Source organism: Ruegeria sp. HKCCD7251, assembly GCF_013031165.1.
Lineage (GTDB): Bacteria > Pseudomonadota > Alphaproteobacteria > Rhodobacterales > Rhodobacteraceae > Ruegeria.
In genome coordinates this window covers 126,169-140,413 of sequence record NZ_WPZC01000003.1, presented here as the reverse complement: position 1 = coordinate 140,413, position 14,245 = coordinate 126,169, and the positions used below count along the sequence as shown (strand labels likewise).

Here is a 14,245-nt window from a genome sequence, read left to right as displayed (position 1 = left end):
GTTGCAGCAATGGTCAGCTTGTCTCAGGCGGGGTTTGGGCGGATTGTTCCCGGTTAACTTGCTGTTTTAGGTGTTTTTTCCGCCTTCCACGGAGACTTGATCGAAGGCGAACCGAACAAAAAACCCTGAAGGCAGTCAACGCCGTTAGCGATAAGGAATTCCGCGTCTTCTCTGGTTTCTACCGATTCGGCGGTGACCAGAATTTCAAACTTACGCGCGACGGCGATCAGGGCGCGCACCAGTGCCTGATTGTCAGGGTTGGTGCTGATGCCGCGGACAAATTGGCCATCTATTTTGGCCGCATCGAACAGGAACTCGCGGAAATGACGAAAGCTGAAATTGCTGGCGCCAAAATCATCCAGTGCAAACGCAACCCCCCGAGGCTGCATACGGTCCATGAAATCGACCACAAGATCAGGCAAGGTCATGGCCGAGCTTTCCGAAATTTCCAAAATCAAGCGCTCACCTATGCTAACGTCCTTCTTGAGAAACCGTTCCATCACGTGGGACCATCGCCCATACCCGATCGAACGTGCGGACATGTTAATCGACATTCGGATGTCGGGATTCCGGGCCAGCGTGCGCAATCCCATCTCAAGCGCGACGCAGTCCACTTCACGACCGATTGAAGTCTTTTCCAGTTGCGGCATGAATTCACGCGCAGGGATCACCCGGCCTGTTTCGTCCAGAACCCTGATGAACGCCTCATAAAATGCGACGCGGTGCGGAGGACTGGCCTGTATGACGGGTTGGAAAGCCAGTTTGCATTGTTTGTGCTTTATCGCTTCGGAGGCCATTTGTACCGCCGTGGCATCGCGCGAAGTGACAGCCGCATTCAGGGGGTTTTCCGACCCCTCGGGCATGTCTGCCAGTGTTTTGTCCTGCATGAGTCTGCCAATCCCTGCCGCCATAGGTCAGGTTTCGATTTCAAGGCATACTCGTTAATTTGCAGTTAACGGTGGGTGGGAATGATCCGTGCGTCAGCGTTATCGTGCCGCTTCCCAAGCTCGTCCCAGGGACGCAGCGGCCCCGATTACGGCTCCGGTAAAGCCAAGCGCCAACATGGAAAACCCAATTGCAATCAACAGGGGCAACGCTCCGCTTAACGCGGCGAACATTGCAACCAGCAAACCAGTCAGACCCAATATGGTCGATGCGGTCATAATCCGGGTCATGTCCTGCCTCCTGCTGTGTGTTTCGCGTATCCCGTTGATATGGATTGCGCGCATCACATTTCAAGATCAGACATAAGTTGGGTGGAGGCGTCAGACGCGCTTTGCCTGCGAATTGGGCATTTCTGTTTCGAATTGTTCAAATCCGGGCGACCCGCGATCTTCGGGATGGCGGGCAATGTGCTTGGCTTTGATCTGTTCCGAGTTGTCGCGACTTCCGTCGTGGCTGTAGCCCGGAGGCGCGAAGCAATATGCAAGCCGCTGCCGCACTGTCAGCCCCGGTTGCGTGGCGTCACGCCAGATACCGACCCATTCATGGAAGGCGACCCGCAATGGGTTGAACGTGCCGATGTTGTGAACCAGACCATAATCGACTTTGTCGTCTTCCTGCTCGGGGACGAAGGTGCCAAACAGTTTGTCCCAGATGATGAAGGTGCCCGCATAGTTGCAATCGAGATAGCGTGCGTTGCGGCCATGGTGGGCGCGGTGATGGCTAGGGGTGTTCATTACGGCCTCGAACCAGCGGGGCATTTTCTTGATGGCTTCAGTGTGAATCCAGAACTGGTAGACGAGGTTCACACCGCCGCAGAACAGCACCATTGCAGGGTGGAACCCCAGCAGGATCAATGGTGAACGGACGACCATCATGAAGGTGAATGAATAGGTCCAGGTCTGTCGCAACGCCGTTGTCAGGTTGTAGTGCTGCGAACTGTGGTGGTTCACATGGCTGGCCCAGACCCAGCGGATGCGATGACCGAAACGGTGCACCCAGTAATACCGGAGATCATCCAGCACGAAGCACAGGATAATCACCGGGATCGACGTGCCCAGATTCAGCGGAGTGATTTGCCAAAGCCACATGAACCCGGCCCATATCAGGAACCCCACCATGAGATCCGAGGCGATATTGCCGGCCCCCATGATCAACGAAGTGACAGAATCCCGGGTCTCGTACCGGCCCCCTTTGCCTTTCACGGCGATCCATATGAATTCGGCCAGAATGGCGGCAATGAAAAAGGGAATGGCCCATTGCACGGCGTCTGGAAATGTAACTTGATCGGTCATGCAGGCTCCAACAGAAGTTGCCAGTGCTGGCGTTCGAATTCGTCTAGGCGGACAAGGACTTTGGGTGTGCCGAATTCGTGGAAAAAGACTTCAAATCCGTCCGGATGGTCCATCCAGTCAAAGTCCAGCAAATGACGGGCCACAGTGTCTGCGCCAAAGGACCACACCAGCCCGCTACCAGAAGGGGTGCGGATCAGCGCGCTATGGCCATCATGGGCCACTGTCACATCTATGATGTCATCATCCGGCACATGGCGCAGCCATTCCGACCGCGCGCTTTCCGGCGTCAGGGTACGCACACGGGATTTGCCCGAGAGATGCATCATCAACGTGATCCCGGCGATTCCTCCAACCACCAGAACCAGCAGTAATTCAAGCGGCATAGCCTTCCTCCCGACGGGCAGAGTGCAAATCCCGGCGGAAACTGTCAAAGGTGGCGTCGCGTCAGCTTGCCGGGGCGTCGGTCAAGATTTCGTGTTGAACAACGCGTCTGACGAACGGGACCAACCCTTCGGGACCGGAGGCCCGATCTTTGAGGTGGATACAGATATCCGGCCTGCGTGACGCAATTATTCCAACCAGTTCGCCACGTATTTTGTCGTCCAGCCCTGCTCCAATTATGGCGCAGGCAATCTGCGGCTCGGCATCCAGTTGCCGCCTGACTTCGTCCTGATCATGCGCGCCGAGCCATTGAATGGGCATATGGTCCAATTGCTGCGCAACATCACCGATCACATTTGGCAAACGGCCAATCAGTAAGACTACCGGTTTCATCGCCGTCTCCCTTTCTGCAGGTTACAAACGAAAACCGGCCCGTTGGGGCCGGTCTTAGTTTAGCACAGAATGGAGTTTGGTGCGTTGGGCCTAGCTTTCCGCACCCACCAGAGCCGCGATAATCGCTTTCGCGCTGTCTGAATTCCACTCGGCATCTCCGATAAGCCGGGCGATCTCGTCGCCATTGGGATCCAGGATCACGGTAATCGGTAAGGCAATCACACCGAACTCACGCGCAACAGCCGAGCCCGCATCCTGATGGCGGGGCAAGTTATCGATGCCGTTTTCCTCGAAGAACTTCTTGATCCCGGCGGCCGAGTTGCGGCCTGTGGCCAGGGTGACAACCTCGAACTTGTCGCCGCCGAACTCTTCCTGCAGTTCAGCAATCTGGGGCATTTCCTTACGGCAAGGGGCGCACCACGTGGCCCAGAAGTTCACCAGAACATACTTGCCATTGTAATCCGCCAGCGTTGCGGCGCCGCCGTCATCTTCAAGCTGGAATTCGACCAACTCATGAGGTTTGGGTTCTTTGTGCAGGATCAGCCGTTTCAGCGTGCCGTCACGGAGCGGCTTCAGAGATTCGACATCCGCAGCCAAAGCCGCGTTTGCACCCAGCGCAAGGGCCATATAAAGGGGGATCAGACGAAATAGGCGCATATCAACTCCGGGTTTTCTTACATGACCGATCAATCCTCGAACCAGATGTGGGGCGGCCGCTTTGCCGCCGGTCCAGACGCGATCATGGAGGCAATCAACGCCTCGATCGGGTTCGATCAGCGGATGGCAGCCCAGGACATCGCAGGCTCGCGCGCCCATGCCGCCATGCTGGCGGCTACGGGCGTTATTACTGATAATGATGCGCAGGCTATTCGGGAAGGGCTGCTCACAGTCTTGTCAGAAATTCAGTCCGGTTCGTTTCAGTTTTCAACCGCGCTGGAAGACATCCACATGAATGTCGAGGCACGCCTGAAGGAAGTCATCGGCGAACCGGCAGGCCGCTTGCACACGGGCCGCAGCCGCAACGATCAGGTGGCGACCGATTTCAAGCTGTGGGTCCGTGATCAGTTCGACGCGGCGGAGACCGGCTTGTTGGCCCTGATCCGCGCGCTGTTGACACAGGCCGAGGCCGGGGCTGATTGGGTCATGCCCGGTTTCACCCATCTGCAAACGGCGCAACCGGTCACTTGGGGCCATCACATGATGGCCTATGTCGAGATGTTTGGCCGTGACCTGTCGCGTGTGCGAGATGCGCGCGCACGGATGAACGAATCCCCCTTGGGTGCTGCAGCGCTGGCCGGAACGTCCTTCCCGATTGATCGGGACATGACCGCGCAGGCGCTGGGCTTTGACCGCCCCGCAGCGAACTCGCTGGACGCTGTCAGTGATCGGGATTTCGCGCTGGAGTTCCTGTCCATCGCCTCGATCTGCGCTTTGCACCTCTCTCGCTTTGCCGAAGAGCTGGTGATCTGGTCTTCGGCCCAGTTCCGATTTGTCACGCTGTCGGATCGATTCTCGACCGGCTCGTCGATCATGCCGCAAAAGAAAAACCCCGATGCGGCCGAGCTGATCCGCGCCAAAGTTGGCCGTATCTACGGCGCGAACACCGCGCTGATGATGGTGATGAAGGGTCTGCCGCTGGCCTATTCCAAGGACATGCAGGAAGACAAGGAACAGGTCTTTGACGCCGCCGACAACTGGATGCTGGCGCTGGCTGCGATGGAGGGGATGGTCAAGGACATGACCGCCAACCGCGACAGTCTGGCGGCTGCGGCGGGGTCTGGGTTCTCGACCGCGACCGATCTGGCCGATTGGCTGGTGCGGGTGCTGGGCCTGCCATTCCGCGACGCGCACCACGTCACCGGTTCGTTGGTCGCGATGGCCGAAAGCAAGGGCTGCGATTTGCCTGACCTGACGCTGGAAGACATGCAATCGGTTCACGCGGATATCACCGAGGATGTCTATTCTGTTCTTACCGTCGAAAACTCGGTAAACTCGCGTCAGTCCTACGGCGGCACAGCCCCGGATCAGGTGCGTGCCCAGATCAAGCGGTGGAAGGCGTTGGTGTAATGCAGATCATGCGAGTTTTGCTTTTGGTCTCGCTCGGAGCGGTACTGGTCGGGTGCGGCGCGGACGGCGAGCCGATTCAGCCGACGATGAATGCCAGCATCGGCGTCGGCAGCAGCGGCACGCATGTGGGTGGCGGAATTGGTCTGCAACGCGGCGGGTTGGGAATTTACCTGGGCCGCTGACGAGCGAAGATTGCAATTCTCTGGCTCCGCGCCCATTTGCACCCGGTAACTGGCGCTTTGGCGCCTTAACTCCGAAGAGACACGAATGAAAACTATTGGCCTGATCCTGTCGCTTGCCGTTCTGGCGGCGTGTGATCCTTCGTACAACCCGCGCCCAGAGCCCGAGACCAACTCGGGCGGGTCAGGGATCAAGATTTCCGGCTACGGACGGGTCGGCGTTTCAACATCCAACTAATGCAACGCAAGGGCGCGCGCAGAATCCATTGATCCGCGCGCCCTTTTTGGTCTAAGCGCGCGGGTATGGATCACTTTCTATATCGCGACGGCGCGCTTTTCGCCGAGGATGTCCCAATCTCCGAAATCGCCGCGAGCGTCGGAACCCCTTTCTATGTCTATTCCACAGCGACCCTGCTGCGGCATTTCAAGCTGTTTGATGATGCGCTGGACGGCATGGACCACCTTGTCTGCTATGCGATGAAAGCAGCCAGCAATCAGGCGATCCTGAAGACGCTGGCGCAGGCGGGCGCGGGGATGGATGTGGTCTCGGGCGGGGAGTATCTGCGGGCCAAGGCCGCAGGCGTGCCGGGCGACAAGATCGTATTCTCGGGTGTTGGCAAAACGGCGGATGAGATTCGCACCGCGCTGACCGGCGGTATCCGCCAGTTCAACGTGGAATCCGAACCTGAAATGGAAGTGATCAACGCGATTGCGCTGGAACTGAGCGTTGTGGCACCGATCACCGTGCGGGTGAACCCGGATGTGGACGCCAAGACCCACGCCAAGATCGCCACCGGCAAGTCGGAAAACAAGTTCGGCATTCCGATCGCCCGCGCGTCCGAGGTTTATGCCCATGCAGCCAGCCTGCCGGGGTTGGAGGTGATCGGCATCGATGTTCATATCGGCTCGCAGCTGACCGAGCTGGAACCGTTCGAGCTAGCCTATACCAAAGTCGCCGAATTGACCGAGCAGCTGCGCGCCGAAGGTCACAATATCCGTCGTCTGGATCTGGGCGGAGGCTTGGGTATCCCCTATACTCGCGCGAATGATGCGCCGCCGCTGCCGGTGGAATATGGCGCGCTGATCAAAAAGACACTGGGTCATTTGGACTGTGAGATCGAGATCGAACCGGGTCGCTTGATTGCGGGCAATGCGGGTCTGATGGTCAGCAAAGTAATCTACGTGAAATCGGGTGAAGGCCGTGATTTCCTGATCCTCGATGGCGCGATGAACGATCTGATCCGCCCCGCAATGTACGAGGCGCATCACGATATCGTCGCCGTGAATGAACCCGCGCCGGGGGTGGAACAGCAACCCTATGACATCGTGGGCCCCGTGTGCGAAACAGGCGATACATTCGCCAAACAGCGCAGCATGCCGCCGCTTGCGCCGGGCGATCTGGTCGCCTTCCGCAGCGCTGGGGCCTATGGTGCGGTGATGGCCAGCGAATACAATACGCGCCCTCTGATCCCCGAAGTTCTGGTGCATGGCGATCAATTCGCCGTAATTCGTGAACGCCCAAGCTTTGACGAAATGATAAACCGCGATACCATACCAGAGTGGCTTTGACGCGATAGGCGCGCGGGCCCGTTGACGGAGGCCCGCCTTGCGCACAAGACCGACCTTGCCGATCCCAAGACTGTCCCTGCTGCTGACGCATGCAGGGATGCTGGCCGAGCGAGTATGGCGTGCTTTTTGGCCGTTTTTTTCTGTACTTATGGTGATTTTGGCCGCGTTAATGCTGGGCCTGCAAGATCTTGTGACGGTTGAAACCGTCTGGATCGTCGGATCACTTTCGGTGCTGGGTCTTTTGGCTGCGCTGGCTTTGGGGGCAAGGCGATTCCATCTTCCGTCCCGGGCCGAAGCGTTGATGCGTCTGGATGAGACCCTTCCGGGCCGACCTATTCAGGCGCTTATGGACAGTCAGGCAATTGGCGCGATGGATGCGGACTCTGTCGCTTTGTGGCGCGCGCACCAAAACCGGATGGCCCAGCGTGCGGCACAGGCCGAGCCGGTAAAGCCAAACTTGCGCCTTGCGGATCGCGACCCCTATGCCCTGCGCTATTCGGCGCTGCTGGCCTTGGTGATCGCTGCCTTGTTCGGGTCGTTCTGGCGCATCGGATCGGTGGCCGAGATGACACCGGGGGCCGCGATGGCAGGGCAGGGGCCAAGTTGGGAAGGCTGGGTAGAGCCGCCAAGATACACCGGCCTACCGACGCTCTATCTGGCCGATCAATCCGACCCAACGCTGTCGATCCCGCAGGGCAGCCGGGTAACGCTTCGCTTTTATGGCGAGGTCGGTGCGCACAGCCTTACCGAAACAACCACTCCGCTGGGGACCGAAGCTGCAACCGCGCCCGAGCAGGAATTTGTTGCTGACCGGTCCGGGCTATTGAGGATTGATGGTCCTTCTGGACGAGATTGGACGCTGGATATCATAGCGGACGCGCCGCCCCAGATTGCCGTTGCGGATATAGCCGAGGCCGAAGCTGGAGGGCAGATGAAGCTGCCCTTTGCGGCTGGTGATGACTATGGCGTTCAATCCGGTTCGGCCACCATCGAACTCGACCTTGCCTCTGTTGACCGCCGTTATGGTCTGACGCATGAGCCAGAACCACGCGACGTAATTTCCGTTGAATTGCCGATGCCGATTACAGGGGATCGCACCGACTTTATCGAGGACTTTATCGAGGATTTCTCGGAACACCCCTGGGCGCATCTGCCTGTCAAAATCACTCTGACCGCGCGCGATGCCGCAGATCAGGAAACGCAGTCCGAACCGTATATGACGGCGCTGCCTGCCCGTCGTTTTTTCGATCCCTTGGCGGCGGCGATTATCGAACAGCGGCGCGATCTGCTATGGACACGCGAGAACGCCACGCGCGTTGCGCAGCTTTTGCGGGCAGTGTCTCATTTGCCCGAAGACGTGTTCCGATCGGATACGGCCTATCTGCGGTTGCGCGTGACGCTTCGGCGGCTTGAGACATTCACCGAATACGGCCTGAAACCGAAACAGCAGGCTGAGATTGCTCAGTCCCTGTGGGATCTGGCGGTTCTGATCGAGGAAGGAACGCTGGCGGATGCGTTGGAACGGATGCGTCGCGCGCAGGAACGCCTGACCGAGGCGATGCAGAACGGCGCAACCGATGAAGAAATCGCCGAGTTGATGCAAGAACTGCGCGAGGCTACGCAGGATTATATGCGGCAGCTTCAGCGGCTGGCGCAGGAAAATGGCGGTGAGGAAGGTCAGCAAGGTCAGAACGGCGAAACCATGCAAATGACGCAGGACGACCTGCAGCGCATGATGGACCGTATTCAGGAACTGATGGAACAGGGCCGTATGGCCGAGGCGCAGCAGGCGTTGGAAGAGTTCCAGCAGATGATGGAAAACATGCGCATCACGCAAGGTCAGGGTCAGGGCCAGCAGTCCGAAGGCCAGCAGGCGATGGAAGGTCTGGCCGAGACGCTGCGCGAACAGCAGGGGCTGAGCGATCAGGCTTTCCGCGATTTACAGGAACAGTTCAATCCCGGCGCGCAAGCTGGTGAAAATCAGGGCAATGAAGGCCGAAATGGGGGTCAGGGCCGCGGCGAAAGCCATGAAGGCCAAGGTGGTCAGGGTCAGGGTTCGGATCAGGCCGGAGAAGGTCAGCAGGGTCAGGGATCGCTGGCCGATCGCCAGCAAGCCTTGCGCGATGAGCTTGGTCGGCAGCAACAGAACTTGCCCGGCGCTGGAACGCCCGAGGGCGAATCTGCCCGCGACGCGCTGGGTCGTGCGGGCCGCGCCATGGACGAGGCCGAGCAAGCGCTGCGCGGTGACGATCTGGCCGAGGCGATTGATCGCCAGTCCGAGGCGATGGAAGCCCTGCGCGAAGGTATGCGTTCACTGGGTGAAGCGTTAGCCCAGAACCAGCAGAACCAGCCCGGTCAAGGCGCGCAGGAAGGCGACATGCAGGCCAACAATCGCGATCCTCTGGGTCGTAACCCGGGTGCAGCAGGGTCGATTTCAACCGATGACAACCTGCTGCAGGGCGAAGATGTCTATCGCCGGGCACGGGAATTGCTGGACGAAATCCGCCGCCGGACCGGAGAATCGGACCGGCCTGAGATTGAACTGGAATATCTCAAGCGACTGCTGGAGCGGTTCTAACGCGACAGGTCAGTTCTGCGGTGTGCCGGCTCCGGTATGCGCCTCAAGCCAAACGCGTGCCTGATCGACAAGTGTCACATAGCCATCAAGGACAGGATCAGCCTGCGGTACGGCCTCGGAAATGCGTTGTGCGTTGCCGTAGATCAGGAACAGGATAACGCCAATGATGATCATCAGCAGGAAACCACGCCGGAACCCACCGCCAGACTTGCGCGGTACCAGTTCCACCTCTTCTTTCTTTTTCTTTTTTTTCTTGGGTGCGGGTTCTTCGCTACGCAGCGAGGAATTGATTGCGTCGACATCGGGAAGCGCGTCTTTCTGACCGGCATCCTCGGCCGTTTCCCTTGCCGTCAGGTCCTTGACTGCCTGCTCTGGCTCAGGCTCTGGAGGCGCGTCTAGCGCCAAATCGGGCTGCGTTTCCAGAGTTTCAGCTTCTTTCGCGCGCAGGTCAGCCTCACGCGCGGCTTCCTCTTTCAGGATGTTCGCTACGGCAGGATCAACGTTGCCCGACGCTGAGTCCTCGGACGGTTTGTCCTCGGCCGTTGGGGTTTCCGGTTCCGCGTCCGCTGCAGGTTTTTGCGGTGGTTCCGGCGCAGGTTCTGCCGGGGTTTTCTCAGCCGTGCCGGTTTCGGGTTTCGCTGGTTCGGGCGTGGCCACGGGTTCTGGGTTTTTGCTTTGGAACCATGTTTTTTCGCAGTTGGAGCATTGAACGTCACGCCCCTCTGAAGGGATAACCTCGTCTGGCACCTCGTATTGGGCACCGCAATTCGGACAAGTAAGACGCATGCTGCCTCCCGGCCATAGTATTGACCTGATGATAGTTTTTTCAGGAATGATATTCCGTTAAGACCTGACAGCAAAGAGTGTTTTCGGTTTCACGCCGTAAGTGTCACCAATTCGACCCGGTGCAGGCATTGAAACCGTCACCATGCTCGGGCAAGAAGAACAACAGAATAACCGGGGGGCGCCTGTGATCGAGCTGGAAAACGTCAGCTATACCTATGGTGGAGGGGCATTGCTGAGCGATGTTTCCCTACAGTTGAACCCGGGTTCGTTCCATTTTCTGACCGGGCCGTCGGGGGCGGGTAAGACGACTCTTTTGAAACTCTGCTATGGGGCGCTGTTGCCGACCTCAGGCCAGCTTAAGGCATTTGAGCAAGATGTTGCCACGCTGGACCGCGATCAAATGGCGTTGCTGCGCCGCCGGATCGGAGTCGTGCATCAGGATTGCCGGTTTTTGGATCACATGACATTGGCCGAGAACGTGGCCCTGCCGCTGATGGTGTCGGGCCGTGCCGAATCTGCGCAGCAGCAGGACTTGACCGAGTTGTTGAACTGGGTCGGGCTTGGCACGCGGCAAGAGGCGGTTCCGCCCGAACTGTCCGGTGGTGAGCGTCAACGCGCAGCCCTGGCCCGGGCAGTGATCCTGTCGCCGGATGTCGTGCTGGCGGACGAGCCCACCGGGAACGTCGATTGGGAGATGTCCCAGCGTCTGCTGCGTCTATTGGTGGAGCTGAACAAGATGGGAAAAACCGTTTTGATCGCCACCCATGACCTTAGCCTCATCCGGGCGGCCAAAAGCCAGGTTCAGGCGCGTGTGTTGCGCATCTCGCAACGACAGGTCCAACTGGCCGGAGCAGATCTATGAGCGAGGTTACCATTCGCAATCTGCTGAAACGGGACAAGCGGGCTGATCGCGTTGTTCCCCCAACGGGGTATACGGCGCAGCTTACAGTGTTTGTCTCAGGCGCGATGGCTTTCCTTGCGGTGTTTGCACTGGCCCTGTCACTGGCATCGGGGCGACTGGCGGACCGTTGGGCGACCGAGCTGGCAGGGGCCGCTACGTTGCGCATCAATGCCCCGTCCGATCAGCTTGCCGCGCAGACCGAGGCCGCGTTGACGGTGCTGTCGCAAACGCCCGGAGTTGCATCTGCGCGGGCTTTGACATCGGATGAGCAATTGGCCCTGCTGTCTCCGTGGTTCGGCCCGGACCTGCCATTGGATACGCTGCCCGTCCCGCAACTGATCGAGATCGTCGAGGGCGCGCCAGGGCTGGATGTAACCGGCCTTCGCTTGCGGCTTGGGGCCGAGGTGCCGGGCGCTGTGCTGGATGACCATACCCGTTGGCGCGAGCCACTGGTCGATGCCGCGACGTCGCTGCGACGGCTGGGGTGGATTTCAATCCTGCTGATCGGTGTTGCGACGGCGGCCATGATCACATTGGCTGCAAACGCGTCACTTGCGGCCAATGCGCAGATTATCGAAGTTCTGCGGCTTGTGGGCGCGCGCGACAGGTTCATCGCAAATGCTTTCGTGCGTCGGTTCACGTATCGCGCGTTCTTTGGTGCCTTGGTCGGCGTTGTGCTTGGGATGACAGGGGTCTTGCTGCTGCCCGAAGCCTCGGATGAGGGTGGGTTCCTGACCGGCCTCGGGTTTCAGGGGCTGGGTTGGTTTCTGCCGTTACTTATCCCCCTTATGGGAGCCGCAGTTGCGTTTCTGGCCACCTGGACCGCGGCAACCCGCAAATTGACGGAGCTTTCGTGATGGCTGATGCGATACAGTGGGTTCGATCGTTGATTTTCATGATCGTGATTTACGCTTGGATGTTGGTTCTGGGCATTGTCTTTGCGCCTTACGCCCTGTTTGCCAAGAAAGGCGCGTTGCAGGCCTGCAAGCTGTACGCCCGCACAACCCTATGGCTGGCACGTTGGATGGTTGGTATTCGCTTCGAAGTTCGCGGCACGGTGCCCGTGGATGAAGTGGTAATCGGGGCCAAACACCAGTCGTTTCTGGATATCATGATAATCTTCCACGCGGTCCCGCATGGAAAGTTCATCATGAAGCGGGAATTGCTATGGACTCCGATGATTGGTCTTTACGCTCGTCGGCTTGGGTGTATCCCGGTGAATCGCGGCAAGAAAGGCGTAGCGGTGGCCAAGATGGTAAAGGACGTCGCGACAGAGTTTGCCGAGCCGGGTCAGTTGGTCATCTATCCGCAAGGCACGCGTGTCGCCCCCGGCGCGCGGAAACCCTATAAGGTTGGTGCCGCAGTGCTATACGAAGGGTTGGGTTTTGCCTGTGTTCCGGCGGCTACTAACGCCGGAGTTTTCTGGCCTCGGACCGGGGTGATGCGAAAACCCGGTCTGGCGATTGTCGATTTCCTGGACCCGATCGAGCCGGGTGTCGAGCGGGAGGCGTTTCTGACCCGACTGGAAGAGGCAATCGAAACGCGTTCATATGCGTTGATGCGGGAAGTGGGGTTTGATCCAGATGGAGTTCATTGAGGACATAGAAACGCTCGAAAGCCTCTATGGTACGCCAGGCGCGCCATCCCTACGCAAAGTGGCGGACCGGATGACCCCTTTGTACCGAAAATGGATTATGGCGTCGCGCTTGTGCGTCCTCAGCACGGTCGGTCCGGAAGGTGTGGATGGCAGCCCGCGCGGAGATGACGGGCCCGTGGTTCTGGAACTGGATGACAGAACGCTGGCGATGCCCGACTGGCGGGGCAACAACCGGCTGGACAGCCTGCGCAACATCGTGCGCGACCCGCGCGTTTCCCTGATGTTCATGGTGCCGGGGTCAAACAATGTCGTACGTGTGAATGGCACGGCCCGACTGACGGCAGACAAGGCTCTGACAGGGCGGTTTGAGAAAAACGGCAAACGTCCAGCGACGGTGATCGTTGTCGACATCGCCGAGGTCTACACACAATGCGCCCGCGCGCTTATCCGGGCGTGCACCTGGAACAGCGGTGACGAAAGCGCCAACCTTCCCACTATCGGCGAAATTCTAGCTGAGGCCTCAAGCGGAGAAGAGGGCGGCGCGCGCTATGATCAGGAATGGCAAGCACGAGCCGCGAAAACGATGTGGTAAATCCGCAGATCAGGCGGGTTGAGCGGTCATGTTCTGGAACATCGCCTTGACCTCGTCCACGCTGATGCCGAGACCCTTGGCCAGTTTGTGAATAAACACTGTTTCAGCCTTGTCCAGATCGCCATCTGCGCCCACGATCATCAGCGTGGCTTGCATGACCATGCGTTTCTGATCGGCAGTCAGCCCACGGCCAAAGGCTGCAAATTGCGCATCCGTTGGTTTGGCCTCGGCCATATTGTATATGCGGCGAATACGGGATTCATCAAAGGTTTCACCCGTCATCTGCTGGGCGATGTTGGCCATCGTTGAAATTTCCGCCGCATCAAGCGAGCCGTCCGCTTTTGCAGCGTGACACATCGCATCCATTGCCTGCAACGCTGCGGGATTTGCTGTGCCCATTTCCGCATAGCGTTCTTTCGTGCGCTTGGATTGCCCCGCCTTTTTTGCTCCGGCCAAAATAAGAAGAACGGCGATTGCGCCCAAGCCCCAAAAGCCGGACACCATGTCCGCACGCGACATTTTGGGTTGCGCTGGCAAGTCCGAAGGAAAGTCTCCCAGTGCTTTCCCAAGCTCCAGCCTGTCTGCGGGCATGTTGTAGTAACTGTCGCTGTCGCATTTATTCGGCGCCATCACATAGCCGATAGAGCTGCGCCAAACCCCGGCGAACATGATGTGCGTTTTCTTGGTCAGATGGCACAACGACAGATTTTGACCGTTGTTGTCTTCAATATCCGTGGGGGTAATCAGGGTCATCTGCTCGGATGTACCCCAGACGCCACCCGCGCGCCCCGCCTGCGCCTCTTGTCCGAAAAATAACGTGATAATCAGCGCCGCAGCGCAAAATGAAAGAAATCTCATATCAGCCTCAAAAAAAATTTTTTCGATCCCAGCCGTAGGGACGCGCCCAGCGGTCACAAGGTGTTGATCAACCTAAGCGAGAGCAAAAATAAGGCAGAGTCGCGGAA

General features: G+C 58.7%; 17 protein-coding genes. 9 read left to right on the top strand and 8 right to left on the bottom strand.

The features are described 5' to 3' along the window. Positions 1-53: 53 nt before the first annotated feature. The 6 genes from GOX75_RS09885 to GOX75_RS09860 form a co-directional block, all read right to left on the bottom strand. The gene (locus GOX75_RS09885; RefSeq protein ID WP_171122620.1) at positions 54-887 is read right to left on the bottom strand and encodes an EAL domain-containing protein; all 834 of its coding nucleotides are present in this window, start codon (positions 885-887) and stop codon (positions 54-56) included. A 99-nt stretch (positions 888-986) separates the two neighbouring features. After that, positions 987-1,175: a hypothetical protein gene (locus GOX75_RS09880; protein WP_171122618.1), complete on the bottom strand. Its 189-nt coding sequence runs from the start codon at positions 1,173-1,175 to the stop codon at positions 987-989. Between the two features lie 90 nt (positions 1,176-1,265). Beyond that, positions 1,266-2,237 carry a sterol desaturase family protein gene (locus GOX75_RS09875; RefSeq protein WP_171122616.1) on the bottom strand — a complete coding sequence of 324 codons (972 nt, stop codon included), beginning with the start codon at positions 2,235-2,237 and terminating at the stop codon, positions 1,266-1,268. Next, positions 2,234-2,620, bottom strand: coding sequence for a hypothetical protein (locus tag GOX75_RS09870; RefSeq protein ID WP_171122614.1), 387 nt, complete (start codon positions 2,618-2,620; stop codon positions 2,234-2,236). Before GOX75_RS09870 ends, GOX75_RS09875 begins: the two co-directional genes overlap by 4 nt. A 61-nt stretch (positions 2,621-2,681) precedes the next feature. Continuing rightward, entirely contained in the window at positions 2,682-3,011 is a 330-nt protein-coding gene (locus GOX75_RS09865; protein WP_171122612.1) for a hypothetical protein, read from the bottom strand. Between the two features lie 90 nt (positions 3,012-3,101). Further along, the gene (locus tag GOX75_RS09860) at positions 3,102-3,668 is read right to left on the bottom strand and encodes a TlpA disulfide reductase family protein (protein WP_171122610.1); all 567 of its coding nucleotides are present in this window, start codon (positions 3,666-3,668) and stop codon (positions 3,102-3,104) included. A 21-nt stretch (positions 3,669-3,689) separates the two neighbouring features. On the opposite strand from GOX75_RS09860, the gene argH reads away from it, so the two are divergent. The 5 genes from argH (at position 3,690) to GOX75_RS09835 (ending at position 9,404) form a co-directional block, all read left to right on the top strand. Beyond that, positions 3,690-5,078, top strand: a complete 1,389-nt coding sequence (gene argH / locus GOX75_RS09855; protein WP_171122608.1) for an argininosuccinate lyase — start codon at positions 3,690-3,692, stop codon at positions 5,076-5,078. Then, entirely contained in the window at positions 5,078-5,260 is a 183-nt protein-coding gene (locus GOX75_RS09850; RefSeq protein WP_171122606.1) for an argininosuccinate lyase, read from the top strand. The genes argH and GOX75_RS09850 overlap by 1 nt, the downstream gene beginning before the upstream one ends. A gap of 85 nt (positions 5,261-5,345) precedes the next feature. Continuing rightward, positions 5,346-5,495, top strand: a complete 150-nt coding sequence (locus tag GOX75_RS09845) for a hypothetical protein (RefSeq protein ID WP_171122604.1) — start codon at positions 5,346-5,348, stop codon at positions 5,493-5,495. Positions 5,496-5,560: 65 nt separating this feature from the next. Beyond that, positions 5,561-6,826 carry a diaminopimelate decarboxylase gene (gene lysA, locus GOX75_RS09840; RefSeq protein ID WP_171122602.1) on the top strand — a complete coding sequence of 422 codons (1,266 nt, stop codon included), beginning with the start codon at positions 5,561-5,563 and terminating at the stop codon, positions 6,824-6,826. 37 nt (positions 6,827-6,863) lie between these two features. Continuing rightward, the gene (locus GOX75_RS09835; RefSeq protein WP_254428725.1) at positions 6,864-9,404 is read left to right on the top strand and encodes a TIGR02302 family protein; all 2,541 of its coding nucleotides are present in this window, start codon (positions 6,864-6,866) and stop codon (positions 9,402-9,404) included. A gap of 9 nt (positions 9,405-9,413) precedes the next feature. Here GOX75_RS09835 and GOX75_RS09830 read toward each other — a convergent pair whose 3' ends face one another. Further along, a complete protein-coding gene (locus GOX75_RS09830) occupies positions 9,414-10,190 on the bottom strand; it encodes a zinc-ribbon domain-containing protein (protein WP_171122600.1) in 777 nt (258 codons plus the stop codon). Between the two features lie 184 nt (positions 10,191-10,374). Here GOX75_RS09830 and GOX75_RS09825 point away from each other — a divergent pair, with 184 nt between their 5' ends. From GOX75_RS09825 to GOX75_RS09810, 4 genes are read left to right on the top strand one after another with little or no spacing between them, the layout of a single operon-like run. Continuing rightward, positions 10,375-11,052, top strand: a complete 678-nt coding sequence (locus tag GOX75_RS09825) for a cell division ATP-binding protein FtsE (protein WP_171122598.1) — start codon at positions 10,375-10,377, stop codon at positions 11,050-11,052. After that, positions 11,049-11,948, top strand: a complete 900-nt coding sequence (locus GOX75_RS09820; RefSeq protein ID WP_171122596.1) for an ABC transporter permease — start codon at positions 11,049-11,051, stop codon at positions 11,946-11,948. Before GOX75_RS09825 ends, GOX75_RS09820 begins: the two co-directional genes overlap by 4 nt. Continuing rightward, positions 11,948-12,688, top strand: coding sequence for a 1-acyl-sn-glycerol-3-phosphate acyltransferase (locus GOX75_RS09815; RefSeq protein ID WP_171122594.1), 741 nt, complete (start codon positions 11,948-11,950; stop codon positions 12,686-12,688). Before GOX75_RS09820 ends, GOX75_RS09815 begins: the two co-directional genes overlap by 1 nt. After that, positions 12,675-13,280, top strand: a complete 606-nt coding sequence (locus GOX75_RS09810; protein ID WP_171123204.1) for a pyridoxamine 5'-phosphate oxidase family protein — start codon at positions 12,675-12,677, stop codon at positions 13,278-13,280. The genes GOX75_RS09815 and GOX75_RS09810 overlap by 14 nt, the downstream gene beginning before the upstream one ends. Before the next feature lie 9 nt (positions 13,281-13,289). Here GOX75_RS09810 and GOX75_RS09805 read toward each other — a convergent pair whose 3' ends face one another. Further along, the gene (locus GOX75_RS09805; protein WP_171122592.1) at positions 13,290-14,138 is read right to left on the bottom strand and encodes a DUF533 domain-containing protein; all 849 of its coding nucleotides are present in this window, start codon (positions 14,136-14,138) and stop codon (positions 13,290-13,292) included. Between the last annotated feature and the right edge of the window lie 107 nt (positions 14,139-14,245).